Source organism: Yersinia sp. 22-579, from assembly GCF_030433455.1.
Taxonomy (GTDB): Bacteria; Pseudomonadota; Gammaproteobacteria; order Enterobacterales; family Enterobacteriaceae; genus Yersinia; species Yersinia enterocolitica.
The window spans coordinates 85,564-102,092 of sequence record NZ_JAUJTZ010000001.1 but is presented as its reverse complement, the minus strand read 5'-3'; the positions used below and the strand labels follow the sequence as shown (position 1 = coordinate 102,092).

Below are 16,529 nucleotides of genomic sequence, written 5' to 3'. Positions count from 1 at the left end.
GAATAAATCATGATTGAATTAGAAGAAGCAGTAATGGAAATTATTGTTAATGCCGGACAATCACGTAGCCTGTGCTTTGAAGCATTACAAGCTGCACGCAAAGGCGACATTGATAAAGCCAAAAGTTTACTACAGGAAGCTGATGGCTTTGCCCGTCAGGCGCACCATATGCAAACCAAGCTAATTGAACAAGATGCAGGAGAGGCCAGACAACCGATGACACTTATTATGGTTCACGCACAGGACCATTTAATGACTTCTTTATTGGCTCGCGAATTATCAGAAGAAATTATTCATCTTTATCAGCGTTAATTTTTAATTATAAAAAATATCATCCATCTTAAACGGAGAGACTATTACGCCTAAAATTCAAATAAAACTTATTCTAATGAAATTATAGAAACAACCTTACTTTGGTGATAGCACTATTATCCTGTTAAATTCGGGCGAGATAATATCGCCTACTATAATAAAATACTAAATTGAGATAGCGATGAAAATATATAAACAACTTCCATTAGCAATGGCGGTTATCGCCGCGCTTTGCCCTCTTTCTGTACTGGCACAAGAAACAGTTACCACGATTACCACTGAGCAACTTAATAAAATAGTGGCCGATGCAGTAGAAAAAGCACTGGCAGAACGTAAAGAAAAAATAGAAGCTGCCACTATTCAAAAACCAAGCGTAGATATCGTTGAGAAAGCCTCTATTCCGCCAAGCCCGGATATGGCTATCCCTTACGGTCTAAAATTCAATGCTTATGCACGTTATGGCGCACAGTTCCAAGCGGGTGACCAAAAATACGTAGGCGTTGATGGCTCCTATAATGGTTCTTCAGCGATTGGCCGTTTGGGTAATGAAGGCAACGGTGGGGAGTTCCAACTTTCTAAAGCCTTTAAAGGCGACAATGGCGCGATATGGGATGTGGTGGTCATGCTTGACCATTGGGGTGATGAAGTTAACCTGAAAAAAGCGTACGCCGGGGTGACTAACTTATTTGAATCTCAGCCGAATGCTTATTTATGGGCTGGTCGTGATTTCCATCAGCGCCCACAACAAGGTATTAATGACTACTTCTGGATGACCCACGACGGACAAGGTGCCGGGATAAAAAACCTGGATCTCGGTGGTGTTCAACTTGATGCAGCAGCTGTTGGTGCAGTGCAATCCTGTAATCCTGAAGTTGTCGCAGACCAATCAAATCCATCACGCATTACCTGTACTGGTGGTTCAGGAACCGGTGATAACGGGCATTATGCTCTGACCTCCAAAATACATGGCGTGAAGTTGGGGCCGATCAATTTTGAATTGTTTACCAACTATGGTTTTGATTCTAAAGCTATTGAAAGCGAAGAAAAGTTGAAAGCCTGGCAGACTGCCGTAGTGCTTAGCCATACAGGTGAAAACATCGAAAATAAATGGGTTACCCGTTATTCAGATAATTCCGACAACAGTGTTTATAACAAAACCGCTGACCTCCGTACTATTTATACCAGTGTTGAGGGTACCTATAAGTTCACACCACAAACCTCCGTGACCTACCTCGCCGCATTCCATGATTATGATAGAAGTAATCATAATGAGGATAATCGTCGTAACTATGGTGTGATTATTCGCCCAATGCATTTCTGGAATGACGTTCATTCGACCTGGCTCGAAGCGGGTTATCAGCGGGTAGATTATGATACCGGCGGCGATAACAAAGGCTGGAAACTAACACTGTCCCAGAATATTTCTATCGCAATGGGCGCAGACTTCAGACCAATGCTGCGCTTCTATGTCACCGGTGGTGAAGTCGATAACAAACATACTGCCACCACGACCGACACCGAAGATACACGTCTTGACTCTTTCAACGTCGGGGCGATGTGGGAAGCCTGGTTCTAGTCCATATTCAGGATAGCCGCTACGGCGGTTATCCTGAGGCAACACTGCATTGATAAATATCGAATTAATAAAAATCCTATCTCGCCATCATTACCTCATATTGTCTTACCGTATATCTGCCGTTATCTTGGTATCCATGCGGAATTACACTTTCACCGGCCATAAACAACGGATAGGAATAATAATGATGAAGGTTTTGGGCCTTATTGGCGGTATGAGTTGGGAATCAACTATCCCCTATTACCGGATGATCAACCAACACGTTAAAGAGCAATTAGGCGGATTACACAGCGCCAAGATTATTCTCTACAGTGTGGATTTCCATGAAATTGAGCAGTTACAGGCCAAAGGTGATTGGCAAACTGCGGGCCAGGTGCTATCCGATGCCGCGCTGTCCTTAAAACGTGCCGGGGCAGAGGTTGTGGTGGTATGCACCAACACCATGCACAAAGTGGCAAATGATATTGAAACGGCCAGTGGATTACCTTTATTGCATATTGCCGACGCCACTGCGGCGCAAATCAAGCAACAAGGGATCAATAAGATCGGTTTACTCGGCACCCGCTATACCATGGAGCAAGATTTCTACCGTGGGCGTTTAACTGAAAAACACGATATTAACGTGATTACGCCAAACAGTGCAGACCGCGAAATCATTAATCGCATTATTTATGAAGAGCTATGTCTTGGCATTACCAGTGAAACGTCACGTCAGGAATATCGCCGTATCATCGGCCATTTAGAAGAGCAAGGCGCACAAGGGATTATCTTTGGCTGTACTGAGATTACCCTACTGGTAAATACGCAAGATGCCAAGGTGCCGGTATTTGATACCACGGCGATACATGCTAAAGCCGCAGCTCAATATGCGCTTCAGCCATAGTAATACTGAAAGTTGATAGCATCACGGGCCAAGAATATCAGCCGATAATGATATTCTTGCCCGCAGCTTTTGCGCTATAGAGCATTTTATCTGCGCGAATGAGTAATTGCTCCTGCAATTCGTTTTGTTCCAACTCAACCACACCCAGACTCATTGTGACATGAATATTGCCATCCACCGGCATGATCTCAACCAATTTTCTGATTTTCTCAGCGATACTTTTGGCCTCAGTTAATTGCGTATTAGGTAAGACAATCATAAATTCATCGCCACCCCAACGGCCTAAAACGTCAATCTCTCTAATGCTATTCCTAATGACATCAACAATATGTGTCAGAGTTAAGTCACCCACCAAATGGCCGTATTTGTCATTAATAGATTTAAAATTATCTAAATCTAATGAAAGTAATGAGAGTGGCTGGCAAAAACGCTTAGCACGGTTATATTCATGCTTTAGAACCTTTTCTAACAAATAACGATTCGCAGCAGAGGTTAATACATCCGTTTCTGAAAGAATTTTTTTAATATCTAATTGCTGTTGAAGCTGAAAATTACTTTCACGTAACTCAGTAGTTCGTTCTTCGACTAATGCTTCCAAGGTTTTATTTTTTAATTCCAATTTTTCAAGACGATTCTTTCTGTCATGGATATTCCGGTGAGCACCTATCATTCTGGATACTGTGCCATCACTATTACGTTCAATCACCTTGCCGCGATCCTCTATCCAGATATAGTCACCATCATGAGTTCGGCAACGGTATTCAATCTGATATCTTTCGGCTTGTTGATTTATATACGCATCGAACTGAAACATAACCCTTTCAAAATCATCTGGATGAATAATTTTCTCCCAGGTATGTACTGTATTCTCAAAAGCATGGGCCGGATATCCCAGCATTTCATACCAGCCGGTATTGCGATAAACAAATCCATTGTTGGCGTTCCAGTCCCAGATACCATCACTTATCACTTCGAGAATTTCATGAACGACGCGCTCATTTAAATCGGCAATCTTAAACTTCTGATCACTTTGATTATGGCTCATTAAACTACCCTGCTGTGTTGGTAAATTAGAAAGCAAAAATAGATTTGTTTAATTATTGTTCTAATATTGTGAATTAACGTTTTTGAGCAGGCAAGGATTTTTTAGCTCTAAATTTGACTTTAAAAGAATATAAACACAGTAAAAACAGGCAAGATTAGCGTGAATACTTTACGATTCAATCACCTACTTTTTATAGTGTTATCTTTACCAGATCTTGAGTATAAGATATTTTTATGAATAACATGTGATCTACCAGACTTCTTTTATAAGAAACGCAGAAATTAAGCTAAAAAATAGGTATTTTTGTTAATTGGGCTATTTCCGAGAGCTGTGTTTATTTTATAGCGAATAAAAAAGCCTGCGATCTCTCGCAGGCCTAATTATTAACGATCATCTAGCAGAAATATCTGCGATTGATCTTATTTCTGGTATTTACGCATAACCAAGGTAGCGTTGGTGCCACCGAAACCGAAGCTGTTAGACATAACCGTGGTCAATTCACGTTGAGTTGGCGTAGTGATGATATTCATCCCATCAGCCTGCTCATCCAGATTTTCAATATTAATGCTTGGAGCAATAAAGCCGTGCTCAACCATCAATAAGCTAAAGATAGCTTCGTGCACACCGGCGGCACCCAGAGAGTGACCGGTCATGGCTTTGGTTGAGGAGATAGCTGGCGTGTTATCACCAAATACTTCGCGGATCGCACCCAACTCTTTCACATCACCCACAGGAGTAGAAGTGCCGTGTACGTTCATGTAGTCAATTGGTGTATCAACGCCGTCCATTGCCATCTTCATGCAACGTACTGCGCCTTCACCTGATGGGGCCACCATATCAGCGCCATCTGATGTTGCGCCGTAACCCACAATCTCAGCATAGATATGTGCGCCACGCGCCAGCGCATGTTCCAACTCTTCAACAACAACCATACCGCCGCCGCCAGCAATGACGAAGCCATCACGGTCTTTATCATAGGTACGGGATGCTTTATCTGGAGTTTCATTGTATTTAGTAGACAATGCGCCCATAGCGTCGAACTCGCAGGACATTTCCCAGCACAGTTCTTCACCGCCACCGGCAAACACCACATCCTGTTTGCCCAGTTGGATCAGTTCCAACGCATGGCCAATACAGTGTGCTGAGGTGGCACAAGCGGAACTGATGGAATAGTTTACGCCTTTGATTTTAAAGGGTGTTGCCAGACACGCGGAGACACCAGATGCCATCGCTTTAGTCACCATATAAGGGCCTACGCCACGCAAACCTTTCGCGCGCATGCCATCAGAACCGGCAACCTGGTTACGTGGTGAACCGCCACCAGAGCCGACGACCAGCCCACTGCGGAAATTGGAGACTTGTTCTTCCGTCAGACCAGAATCTTCAATGGCCTGTTTCATGGAAAGATAAGCATAAACAGAGGCATCGCTCATAAAGCGCAGCACTTTACGGTCGATATTTTCTGTAATGGTCTCAGGTGCGAGCTTTACGTCGCCCCACACATGGCTGCGCATGCCTGCGTCTTTAAATTCCTGAGAGAAAGTAATGCCAGAGCGGCCTTCCTGTAAAGATGCCAGAACTTCCTGCTGGTTATTACCAATGCTGGATACAATACCCAAGCCAGTAATGACTGCACGCTTCATTCAATACCTCTTCCACTTATTTTACATTCGGGATTTTGCAACGCACTTTAGCGTACAGTTGTACGCCGAACAAGTCCGATCAGCGTAATATACCCAGATAATTTTACGATTTGCACGCAGCGGGTCACATAGTTAGAATCGCCCTACCCCTTGAGATATGAGTCTTTCAACGTGAGCCACCCCCCAATCCAAACGGCAACATTAAGCTGGAATGAACAGGGTACACCTGTATCGGAACAGTTTGGTGACATCTATTTTTCTAATGAAGATGGATTAGAAGAGACTCACTACGTTTTTCTCAAGGGAAATGGCTTTCCCGAGCGCTTTGCCCAACATCCGCGTGATAACTGTATTTTTGCCGAAACTGGTTTTGGTACTGGGTTGAATTTCCTGACATTATGGCGTGACTTCGCCCAGTTTCGCCAGCTTCATCCCGCAGCTAAACTGCAACGTTTACACTATATTAGTTTCGAAAAATACCCCCTTCAGGTCGCTGATTTAGCCGCCGCCCACCAGCGCTGGCCTGAACTGGCCTGTTTTGCCGAACAACTCCGTGCTCAGTGGCCGTTGCCGCTGGCCGGATGCCACCGCATTTTACTGGCTGAGGGGGCTATCACGCTGGACCTGTGGTTTGGTGATGTGAATACCCTGCTGCCTCAGTTGGATTCCAGCTTGAATAATCAAGTGGACGCGTGGTTCCTTGACGGTTTTGCACCGGCTAAAAACCCTGATATGTGGAATGATGTGCTGTTTAATGCCATGGCACGAATGGCAAGGCCCGGCGGCACATTCGCCACTTTTACGGCGGCAGGATTTGTACGCCGTGGCTTGCAACAAGCAGGGTTTGATGTCGCTAAAATAAAAGGTTTTGGGCAGAAACGTGAGATGCTGACCGGCGTACTGCCACAACGCCTTAATACCCAATCTGAGCCTTGGTATCACCGGCCATCGGCCACTCGTTGTGATGATATCGCCATCATCGGCGGAGGAATTGTCAGCGCCTTAACCGCACTAGCGTTACTGCGCCGTGGCGCTAAAGTGACACTTTATTGCGCCGACGCACAACCTGCCCAAGGTGCATCAGGCAACCGACAAGGCGCACTCTACCCACTGCTTAACGGCAAAAATGATGCACTGGAAATCTTTTTCACCAGTGCTTTTACCTTTGCCCGCCGCCAATACTCTCAATTACTTGAGCAAGGTATCCGCTTTGATCATCAGTGGTGCGGCGTCAGCCAGTTGGCCTTTGATGCTAAAAGCCGTGGCAAGATTGATAAAATGCTGCAAACCGATTGGCCGGCATCACTTGCCGCAGCGATGAGTCGCGAACAACTCAGTGCGCTGGCTGGGTTAGATTGCGCTCACGATGGTATCCACTACCCCGCCGGTGGTTGGCTTTGCCCATCAGACCTCACCACAGAACTCATGGCGCTGGCACAACAAAATGGTATGACCTGCAACTATGAGCATGAACTGCATCAGCTAGAGCGGATTGACGGGCAATGGCAGCTCACATTTAAGCAATCGATAGCAAACAATAAGCAATCAACAGCAAACAAGCAACCGCAGGCAAGCAGGCAACATGCCACTGTGGTGCTGGCCACCGGCCACCGCTTACCCGAATGGGAGCAAACACGGCATCTGCCGCTGTCGGCTGTGCGCGGGCAGGTTTCACACATTCCCACCACGCCGGTACTCAGCCAGTTGCGGCAAGTGCTGTGCTATGACGGTTACCTAACACCAGTGAACCCCGCTAATCAGCACCACTGTATTGGTGCCAGTTATCAGCGCGGTGATGTTACGACTGATTTTCGTGCCGACGAACAGCAAGAAAATCGGGATCGCCTGTTACGCTGCCTGCCTGATGTCAGTTGGCCGCAACAGGTGGATATCAGTGATAATCAGGCGCGCTGTGGCGTGCGTTGTGCTATTCGTGACCATTTGCCGATGGTGGGCGCAGTACCGGATTACAGTGCCACACTGGCGCAATACCAGGATTTGCCAAGTAAAATTCAGCATGGCGAAGACATTCCCCTCGCGCCGGTGTGGCCAGAGCTATTTATGGTAGGTGCTTTGGGGTCACGCGGTTTGTGCAGCGCGCCATTGGTGGCAGAGATTCTGGCCGCACAAATGTTTGGCGAACCGCAGCCATTAGATGCAACCACGCTGGCGGCCCTGAATCCTAACCGATTCTGGATTCGAAAATTACTGAAAGGCAGGCCGGTACAACAGCGTACCTCGATATTATCTTAGCCGGAGAATCGCGTGGCTAACTCCTGCGACTCCAAGGACACATGAATCCCCAAAGTCATTGACGTCGCAGGTAGGCAGCAAGCGAGCAAATCCCGATGAGCTTACACCGGTAAGTGATTCGGGTGCGTGAGCGTAGCTAACACCCCTGCTGCTTCAAAGACGAAGGGGGATTTTGGGCGTTTTCCAATAAACGATCCCACAACCCCAATACTAAAGCCTGATCCGGAGGGGAAAGCTCACCGGCTTTGATGGCTTTATCCAGACTGGTTTGGACCCTTGCGTGTAGCTGCTCAGCAGTGTGCTCACCAAACTCTTCAGATTCAGCCACTGCCAATGTCAAATGACCGCGCAGGTAACCGCCAGCAAATAAATCATCATCACTGGCGTGCTCTACCATGTCATCAATCTGCGCCAGGATGTGCGTTTCAAACTCTGCGATCATCGTTTCCTCAATATATTCATTTTTATATCCAAAAATAATGGATGTTCAGTCAAACAGAAAACTAAGCTAAATCTTCCGGGTAAGGGAAAAGCTCTGCCGCGAATGATGGCGTATTGTAAAACGATTGTAGCGCCTGAATAAAGCGCGCAGGTCGTGGGGATATTCCGTTTTCCAGATGCCACAATACCTGTTCGCGCACTTTTCGTTGAAATGTGATGCGGTCTGGCTCGCAATCACCTTCCAGATTGTCGCAACTGACATTGAACGGGAAACCGGCTGCCACGCAAAACATCCATTCCAGTGCCTGTGGCTTGATCTCAACCACTTCAAACTGGCTTTGAGTTAATGCATCGCGCCCATCGGGGCAGTACCAATAGCCAAAATCGACTAACTTGCGGCGCTCTTCCCCGGCAATACACCAATGAGAGATTTCATGCATACCGCTGGCGTAATAACCATGAGCGAAAATCACCCGATGATAAGAAAACTGTTCATCGGCGGGTAGATAGATGGGTTCATCATCGCCTTTCACCAATTGGGTATTATATTCATCACTAAAACAGCTATTAAAAATATCGATTAATTGTTGATAATCATGAGTCATGCTTGGGTCCGTAACAGCGGTATCAGCAGCGGCATTCAAGCTCACTGTTCTGTTTGATATTTTCAGTTATGCAAAACAAATTATTATGCGAAAACATGTAATCCTAGCCAGGTGGAAATCTCAGCACCGTGGCTGTCATACAGTAGCTTGCAGCTCATGACGAATGACACCACGACAATCATTGGGCGAATCAATTTCTGCCCTTTGGTCAATACCATGTGAGCCCCCAGGCGTGCCCCCAGGACTTGCCCCACCAGCATCACCAACCCGATACTCCACACCACTTTGCCGCCGACAATAAAGAAAATCAGGCTACCGAGATTGGAGGTGAAATTGAGCACTTTGGCGTGAGCCGTGGATTTCGCCAGATTAAAGCCACACAAGGTCACAAAGGCCAGAGCATAGAAAGAACCGGCTCCAGGGCCAAAGAAACCATCATAAAAACCTACACCACCGCCCGCTATTAGGGCGAAGGGCAGCGCAGACAGACGGCGTTGTTGGTCAACTTCTCCGAGCTTGGGGGTCACCAGAAAATAGACCCCAATACCTATCACCAACAGTGGCAAAATTTGCCGCAGAATATCGGCCCGCATATGCTGGACTAAAATGGCGCCTAACATTGATCCCACCACAGTGAGAGCAATGGTAAGCCTTTGTTCCTTCAGATTAACCGCTCCACGGCGGATAAAATAAAGGCTAGCGGAGAATGATCCACCAACAGATTGTAGCTTGTTGGTCGCCAACACCTGCGCCGGCGGTAACCCCACCGCCAGCAGTGCCGGAACGGTTAGCAACCCGCCGCCGCCGGCGATGGAATCAATAAATCCGGCCAATAAAGCGACTAAAAATAATATCCCTAAAACCGCAGGACCTAGGGTAAACCAATCCATGATTTATTCCGCAGCGAAATGGTTATCCAACAAAGCCTGACAGGAAGGTGGCAATGGTGGTGGTAAGGTTTTGCCCGGTTTAGCACTTGGCTGATGAGGCTGGAACCAACTTTCCAATTCAGCACCACACCCATCACCCGGTGGTGGCGTATCTTGGTCCAGACATTCCAGGCTATCGGCCGGGCAACGCAAACGCACATGCATATGGGCACGATGCCCAAACCACGGCCGCACCTTATGCAGCCAGGTACGATCCGCACCGGCGTCTAAACAAAGCTGCTTTTTAATCGCCGGATTAACGAAAATACGTGTCACTTCATTATCATTGGCAGCCAGTTTAATCAGGCTTTCAACTTGCGGCTGCCACAATGCTGGCATCACGCGTTTACCGTCGGCGGCAACCAAATCAATGGGTTGTGGTTTTAATAATTGCTGCTGGCTCCAACGTTGCTTCGGCAGTTGCAGCCAAATATCCACATCCAGGCCAGATTGATGGCTGGCATGACCGCTGCTAAAACGCCCGCCAGCGGGCATCGCCATATCACCAATCAACAGGGTACCCAGCTGATTTTTCTGGGCTTTATCACTCAGGCGATGGATAAAGTTCAACAAATCCGGATGTCCAAAATAGCGGCGCTGATCCGGGCGCATCACCTGATAATCGGCTGACTCAAGTGGCAACGGCATCGCACCAATAACGCAGCCATTGGCAAAACCACCAATTGCCTGCGGAGATCCTGCCACCGGGTGAGTAATCTGTTGCCATGGCGTCGCTGCCATAACCGGGCTGATGGCAATCAGTGCCAATAAGCCCGCTATCCATTTTTTCATTGTACTTACCAGCGCGGAACGTCTGAAACCACATCGCCACACTGTGCACGCTGGCGCAGTAGGTGATCCATTAACACGATAGCCATCATCGCTTCGGCAATCGGCACGGCGCGGATGCCAACACAAGGGTCATGACGACCACGGGTAATCATCTCAACCGCTTCGCCCTGCCGGTTAATAGTTTGCCCCGGAACCGTGATACTGGAGGTGGGTTTCAACGCGATATGTGCCACCACTGGCTGCCCACTGCTGATGCCACCTAAAATGCCGCCAGCATGGTTACTTTGGAAACCTTGTGGCGTAATTTCATCGCGGTTTTCGCTACCACGTTTGGTCACCACAGCAAAACCATCGCCAATTTCCACCCCTTTCACCGCATTGATACTCATCAGCGCATGGGCTAAATCAGCATCTAAACGATCAAATACGGGTTCCCCCAGACCGACAGGCACATGTTCAGCCACCACGGTAATTTTGGCACCAATAGAGTCACCCGCCTTTTTCAGCTCGCGCATCAGGGCATCCAGTGATTCCAATTTGCTGGCATCCGGGCAGAAGAAAGGATTTTGTTCAACTTGATCCCAGTCAACCACGTCACAACTGATATCACCGATTTGTGCCAAATAACCACGCACCTGCACGCCAAATTTCTGCGCCAGATATTTTTTCGCAATAGCACCGGCAGCAACACGCATCGCCGTTTCACGGGCAGAAGAGCGACCACCGCCACGATAATCACGCACCCCGTATTTCTGCTCATAGGTGTAGTCGGCATGGCCTGGGCGGAACACATCTTTAATTGCGCTGTAATCTTGCGAACGTTGGTCGGTATTTTCAATCATCAAGCCGATACTGGTACCGGTGGTGATCCCCTCAAACACGCCAGACAGAATGCGCACTTGATCCGGTTCACGGCGTTGAGTGGTGTAGCGAGAGGTACCTGGCCGACGTCGGTCGAGATCCAACTGAATATCAGCCTCGGTGATAGGAATGCCCGGTGGAACACCGTCTATAATACATCCCAAGGCGATACCGTGAGATTCACCAAAAGTGGTGACGCGGAAAAACTGCCCTATACTGTTCCCAGCCATCACGGCTCCTTGAATTCTCGAATAAGCACTTTGTCAGGGCAATACTCGTCACCCTGACAGGTTTAAAAGTCAATGATCAATCGCGATACATGCTGAAATGTGACGCACAATCAATTAGTTGCTGTTTGGTCAGCATAAAGACGCCATCACCGCCATTGTCAAACTCCAGCCAAGTGAACGGCACATCTGGATATTCATCCATCAAATGCACCATGCTGTTGCCCACTTCACAAATCAGCACGCCATCATCTTGTAAAAAGTCTGGCGCACAAGCCAGAATGCGACGGGCCAGTTTCAAACCATCGCTGCCCGCAGCCAGACCCAGTTCAGGCTCGAAGCGGAACTCCTGTGGCAAATCAGCCATATCTTCAGCATCAACATACGGCGGGTTGGTGACAATCAAGTCATATTTGATAGGCGGTAAATCGCGGAACAAGTCAGAGCGAATAGGCGTGACCTGATGCTCCATGCCGTGCTGCTGAATATTGTGCTCAGTCACCGCTAACACGTCATTGGAGATATCGACAGCATCCACTTCCGCTTCCGGGAAAGCGTAAGCACAAGCAATAGCAATACAGCCGCTGCCGGTGCACATATCCAAAATATGCTTAGGTTGCTGACGAATCAGCCCAGAAAAATTGTTATTAATCAGTTCACCAATCGGTGAACGTGGTACCAATACACGCTCATCAACGTAATATTCCATGCCACAGAACCAGGCTTTATTAGTCAGGTAAGCAACAGGAATGCGCTCATTTACCCGGCGAATAACTCGCTCAACAATACGATGACGCTCGCTGGATGTCAGACGCGCACTGCGCATATCTTCTGGAATATCTATCGGTAAAAACAGGCTTGGAAAAACCAATTGCACCGCTTCGTCCCACGGATTATCAGTACCGTGACCATAAAAAATATTGGCCGCGTTAAAACGGCTGACGGCCCAACGCAACATATCCTGAATGGTGTGCAGCTCATTTACTGCTTCATCGACGAAAATCTTGTCCAAGGTATTCTCCAACTGGGGCTTAAAATCATTATCTATGCCCCTAGTTTGCCATGAAGCCCGCCACAAATCAGCAGCAATACATCAGTTGAATGATAACCAAATAATGAAATAGACATTAAAGCCATCAATCCTACCGTTACATTTATTTAGACAGATGAATCTCAACAGGTAAACTGGGGGAATTGCATAAGTACGATGAACAGATAATGAAAAATAAATATCACCTGACAACAGATGAATTACAGCTATTTAAAGAGTCGATAGCCGGAGCAAAGAAGCTAAAACAAGACACGATCGTCCATCGCTCGCCACCCAAACTGGGTAAAAAAATTGCACCAGAGCGGTTGCTGCAAGAACAAGTGGATGCCAGTTATTATTTTTCCGACGAATTCCAACCGCAGTTGGATACCGAAGGCCCCACACGCTATGTGCGACCCGGTGTTGACCATTTTGAAGTGAAAAAACTGCGACGCGGCGATTACTCACCCGATATGTTTTTGGATTTACACGGATTAACGCAGAAACAAGCCAAGCAGGAGTTGGGAGCATTAATTGCGGCTTGCAAACGCGAACATGTACATTGTGCCTGTGTGATGCATGGGCATGGCAAGCATGTTCTGAAGCAACAAACACCGCTATGGTTGGCGCAACATCCAGATGTGCTGGCATTTCATCAGGCCCCGAAAGAATGGGGAGGCACGGCAGCATTATTGGTATTAATCGAATTAGAACAGTAGCCGAATTGGCTGGTGGGATGCATTTTTGCTAACGCTGTATACATACAATCTACCCGTTACAAAGAGTAGAAATAACAAGAGCGCGACAGTGACGCCGCGCCCATTGATCATTGGCTCAAATGATACTTAGCCGTGACAGGCTTTAGCTAAAAGCTGTGTCGGGCTAACCTGCCAGTCAAAAGTCCCTTTGCCCGTCTCATCATCCAAATCAACACAAGCGATGGCTGACGTCGCAAACATCGGCGGGCATTGCCCCGGACAAAGTTCAGCCACTAAATAGCCGACCAGCGGCAAGTGTGAAATGACTAGCACCGCAGCGCAGTCTTCTTTTGCCAATGCTTGTAAATAGCAACTAACAAAAGCAGCATCCCCACCTGGCGTTAATTCTGGCATCACTTCCTGTTCAGCCGGAAGGGTCAGCACTTCACGCACCACTGCCAATGTCTGCCCTGCGCGTAAATAAGGGCTAACTAATACCCTATCAACATCAACGGACTGGTCGTTTAACCAGCTCGCGATCTGACGTGATTCATCTTGACCACACAGAGTCAGAGGCCTTTGCGCATCACTGGCTGCGTCAAGAGCCGCGTCGCCGTGACGCATAATGAAAACTTGCATATTGCACCGTTTTTGTTAACAAAATAACGCTATACAGAAACGCTTTGCGTGCTGTACCGCCGAAACCTTTGCTTGAGAGCAAAGAAACTTCATAACGATAACGCGCCGTCTCTCTATGGCGGCCGGGCATTTTGCCTGAAACTTAAGGTAAAGAAAATGGCTGTTTTTACACCAGTAACACCGACAGCCAACCTTGATTGGTTACAGAGTAACCATATCAACAGCTTAATCCAAACTCTATCACCTATGCAATAAGTGACAATTCATTCATTTTGGCATGAATAGTCACTTTACGTGATTCTAATTTAAGGTAGCGCGGGTAGCTCCCGATGTATAGCGGCCTTATCCGTTAGAATTGCAGGTGGTGATCTTGTTCACACTCTTAATTATGTGCGGTAATAGCCTCTTCATCCATACTGTTTTCAGGCGGATAAAACCTTTTTTGCTGTTCAGCCATCGTGACCAATAATGAGCAAGGCTCAAAACGCTCGCCATATTGCTGGGCAAGTAAATTCAGTGTTTTTACCACTTTATCTGCGCCCAGCCTGTCCATATAGCGGAAAGGCCCGCCCAAGAACGGAGGGAAACCAATCCCGAACACTGCACCAATATCCCCATCACGCGGATTACGGATGATGGATTCATCCAGACAACGCGCGGCTTCATTCAGCATCATCATCGTGCAGCGCTGTGCTATCACCGCAGATTCGAGATGCGTCTTCGGTGTGACACCCAGTAAGGTATACACGCTGGTGTCCACTTGCTTACCGGGGCTTCTTTTCCACTTAAAACCGCTACTTTTAGCGGGATAAAGGTAGAAACCGCGACCATTTTTACGCCCTTTCCGCCCATCCTTCAATATGACATCAAAAGAAGGCGGTGCGGCAAAACGTGCCCCTAATTTCTCCACCAAAATAGGCATTATTTTGGTTCCCACATCAATTCCCACTTCATCCAGCAAGGTTATCGGGCCAACCGGGAAGCCAAAATCGATCAGCGCTTTATCAACTGAATCGATAGGTTCACCGTCTAATAGGCAGCGGGCTGCTTCATTGATATACGGAGCCAAAATACGGTTTACATAGAACCCGGCACGATCAGCGACCACAATCGCTGTTTTGCCCTGTTTGCGCGCTAAGGCAACCGTGGTTGCAATAGTTTCTTCGCTCGTTTTTGCATGCGGAATAACTTCCACCAACGGCATTTTATCCACCGGACTAAAGTAATGCAGGCCGATAACCTGCTCCGGCCGCTGTGCCTGTGCCGCTATGTCGCTGATTGGCAGAGATGATGTGTTTGAGGCGAAAATAGTGTGAGGAGCCGCGAAATGCTCAATATCTGCCACCATCTGCTGTTTCAACGATAAATCTTCAAATACCGCTTCAACCACAATATCCACATTGCCAAAACCACAATAATCTGTGCTGCCGGAAATCAGCATCATCTGCCGTTGCCGCTCAGCCGGGCGCATCCGTTTACTGCGCACCCGCTTGCCTAAAGCATCCCAGGTATATTTCAGCGCCTGATTAATTCCAGCTGGATTGATATCTTTAATCCGGACTGGCAAACCCGCACGGGTTGCAGTGACATTAGCAATACCACCGCCCATCAGGCCCCCCCCTAAGACCCCTACACGATGGATCGCACGAGGCTTCGCTTTGCCACCGGCCTCTTTTTTCAGCGAGGTGGTGGCAAAAAACAAGCTGCGTAATGCGGCTGACTCAGGGGTCATCGCCAGCTCACCAAAAGCTTTAGCTTCGGCTTCATAACCCGCAGGGCCGCCGTGGTCTAACCCTTTACGCACCACATCAATAATACGCTCGGTTGCTGGATAATGGCCTTTGGTCTTTGCCCGCGTTTTCTTACGGACAATATTAAATAACAGTGCTTTACCTAGAGGGCCACTGAGTAAACGTTCCTGCCACGGCAAGGCTCGCTTATCAAGCCAACCGGCTTTTGCCCGCTGAATAGCCACATCCAGCAAGATGTCCTGTGGCACTACACCGTCCACCAGCCCCATTTTAAGTGCCTGTCGCGCACGAATCTGCCTGCCCGTTAATATCATATCCAGTGCCCTACTGACCCCCACCAGGCGTGGCAAACGCTGAGTACCGCCAGAACCCGGCAGCAGCCCCAATTGCACCTCTGGTAAACCGAGCACGGTTTTATCATCCTGTGAGCAAATTCGGCTATGGCATGCCAGCGCCAATTCCAGACCACCACCAAGACAAGCGCCGTGGATAGCGGCGACTACCGGTACAGGAAATGCCGCGATTTGTGCCAGAATGGATTGACCTTTCTGAGCCAAAATTCGGGCATCCTGCGCAGTGCGACAAGCGGCAATCATGGTGATATCAGCACCAGCGATAAAAGAGTCCGGTTTGCCAGAAATAATCACTAAGCCTTGTAATTGGCTCAAGGCCTGTGCTTGTTGCAGTATTTCAGCAATTTGTTCTGCGAATTCAGCTTTTAAGGTGTTCACTTTATCACCGACAACATCAACAGTAATGATACCAATATTGTCGGGCCGAACACTGAGGGTGAATACAGAATGGGCCGGAGCGACAGCTTCCACCTGGGTCATTTCATCACCAC

15 protein-coding genes are annotated in these 16,529 nt (G+C 47.8%); 5 read left to right on the top strand and 10 right to left on the bottom strand.

Going from position 1 to position 16,529, the window contains the following annotated elements:
• Positions 1 to 9 precede the first annotated feature (9 nt).
• The 3 genes from QSV56_RS00620 to QSV56_RS00610 all read left to right on the top strand — a co-directional run bounded on the left by QSV56_RS00620 (position 10) and on the right by QSV56_RS00610 (position 2,771).
• Complete coding sequence (locus QSV56_RS00620) at positions 10 to 312, top strand: PTS lactose/cellobiose transporter subunit IIA (protein ID WP_005171894.1); 303 nt, start codon at positions 10 to 12, stop codon at positions 310 to 312.
• A gap of 181 nt (positions 313 to 493) precedes the next feature.
• Positions 494 to 1,888, top strand: coding sequence for a carbohydrate porin (locus tag QSV56_RS00615; protein WP_019081977.1), 1,395 nt, complete (start codon positions 494 to 496; stop codon positions 1,886 to 1,888).
• Between the two features lie 187 nt (positions 1,889 to 2,075).
• The gene (locus tag QSV56_RS00610; protein ID WP_162197873.1) at positions 2,076 to 2,771 is read left to right on the top strand and encodes an aspartate/glutamate racemase family protein; all 696 of its coding nucleotides are present in this window, start codon (positions 2,076 to 2,078) and stop codon (positions 2,769 to 2,771) included.
• Positions 2,772 to 2,808: 37 nt separating this feature from the next.
• Here QSV56_RS00610 and QSV56_RS00605 read toward each other — a convergent pair whose 3' ends face one another.
• Together QSV56_RS00605 and fabB are read right to left on the bottom strand one after the other, a co-directional pair.
• A complete protein-coding gene (locus QSV56_RS00605; protein WP_019081975.1) occupies positions 2,809 to 3,816 on the bottom strand; it encodes a sensor domain-containing diguanylate cyclase in 1,008 nt (335 codons plus the stop codon).
• Positions 3,817 to 4,235: 419 nt separating this feature from the next.
• Positions 4,236 to 5,459 carry a beta-ketoacyl-ACP synthase I gene (gene fabB, locus QSV56_RS00600; RefSeq protein ID WP_046694784.1) on the bottom strand — a complete coding sequence of 408 codons (1,224 nt, stop codon included), beginning with the start codon at positions 5,457 to 5,459 and terminating at the stop codon, positions 4,236 to 4,238.
• A gap of 171 nt (positions 5,460 to 5,630) precedes the next feature.
• Between fabB and mnmC the strand changes: the two genes are divergently transcribed.
• A complete protein-coding gene (gene mnmC, locus QSV56_RS00595; protein ID WP_046050560.1) occupies positions 5,631 to 7,712 on the top strand; it encodes a bifunctional tRNA (5-methylaminomethyl-2-thiouridine)(34)-methyltransferase MnmD/FAD-dependent 5-carboxymethylaminomethyl-2-thiouridine(34) oxidoreductase MnmC in 2,082 nt (693 codons plus the stop codon).
• A 136-nt stretch (positions 7,713 to 7,848) separates the two neighbouring features.
• Here the strand turns inward: mnmC and QSV56_RS00590 are convergent, their stop codons facing one another.
• From QSV56_RS00590 to prmB, 6 genes are all read right to left on the bottom strand, one after another.
• A complete protein-coding gene (locus QSV56_RS00590; protein ID WP_046050559.1) occupies positions 7,849 to 8,154 on the bottom strand; it encodes a YfcL family protein in 306 nt (101 codons plus the stop codon).
• Positions 8,155 to 8,215: 61 nt separating this feature from the next.
• Positions 8,216 to 8,758, bottom strand: a complete 543-nt coding sequence (locus QSV56_RS00585; RefSeq protein ID WP_005171927.1) for an elongation factor P hydroxylase — start codon at positions 8,756 to 8,758, stop codon at positions 8,216 to 8,218.
• A gap of 83 nt (positions 8,759 to 8,841) precedes the next feature.
• Entirely contained in the window at positions 8,842 to 9,648 is an 807-nt protein-coding gene (locus QSV56_RS00580; protein WP_046050558.1) for a sulfite exporter TauE/SafE family protein, read from the bottom strand.
• 3 nt (positions 9,649 to 9,651) lie between these two features.
• The gene (gene mepA, locus QSV56_RS00575) at positions 9,652 to 10,479 is read right to left on the bottom strand and encodes a penicillin-insensitive murein endopeptidase (RefSeq protein ID WP_050915624.1); all 828 of its coding nucleotides are present in this window, start codon (positions 10,477 to 10,479) and stop codon (positions 9,652 to 9,654) included.
• A gap of 5 nt (positions 10,480 to 10,484) precedes the next feature.
• Positions 10,485 to 11,570 (bottom strand): chorismate synthase, encoded by a 1,086-nt coding sequence (aroC, locus tag QSV56_RS00570; protein ID WP_046050557.1) that lies wholly within the window; start codon positions 11,568 to 11,570, stop codon positions 10,485 to 10,487.
• Positions 11,571 to 11,646: 76 nt separating this feature from the next.
• Positions 11,647 to 12,579, bottom strand: a complete 933-nt coding sequence (prmB, locus tag QSV56_RS00565) for a 50S ribosomal protein L3 N(5)-glutamine methyltransferase (RefSeq protein ID WP_019081969.1) — start codon at positions 12,577 to 12,579, stop codon at positions 11,647 to 11,649.
• Positions 12,580 to 12,785: 206 nt separating this feature from the next.
• Here prmB and smrB point away from each other — a divergent pair, with 206 nt between their 5' ends.
• Positions 12,786 to 13,316 (top strand): endonuclease SmrB, encoded by a 531-nt coding sequence (gene smrB / locus QSV56_RS00560; protein ID WP_019081967.1) that lies wholly within the window; start codon positions 12,786 to 12,788, stop codon positions 13,314 to 13,316.
• 126 nt (positions 13,317 to 13,442) lie between these two features.
• Here smrB and sixA read toward each other — a convergent pair whose 3' ends face one another.
• Both sixA and fadJ read right to left on the bottom strand, forming a co-directional pair.
• Positions 13,443 to 13,934: a phosphohistidine phosphatase SixA gene (sixA, locus tag QSV56_RS00555; protein ID WP_005158598.1), complete on the bottom strand. Its 492-nt coding sequence runs from the start codon at positions 13,932 to 13,934 to the stop codon at positions 13,443 to 13,445.
• A 382-nt stretch (positions 13,935 to 14,316) separates the two neighbouring features.
• Entirely contained in the window at positions 14,317 to 16,518 is a 2,202-nt protein-coding gene (fadJ, locus tag QSV56_RS00550) for a fatty acid oxidation complex subunit alpha FadJ (RefSeq protein ID WP_072083040.1), read from the bottom strand.
• Positions 16,519 to 16,529 lie beyond the last annotated feature (11 nt).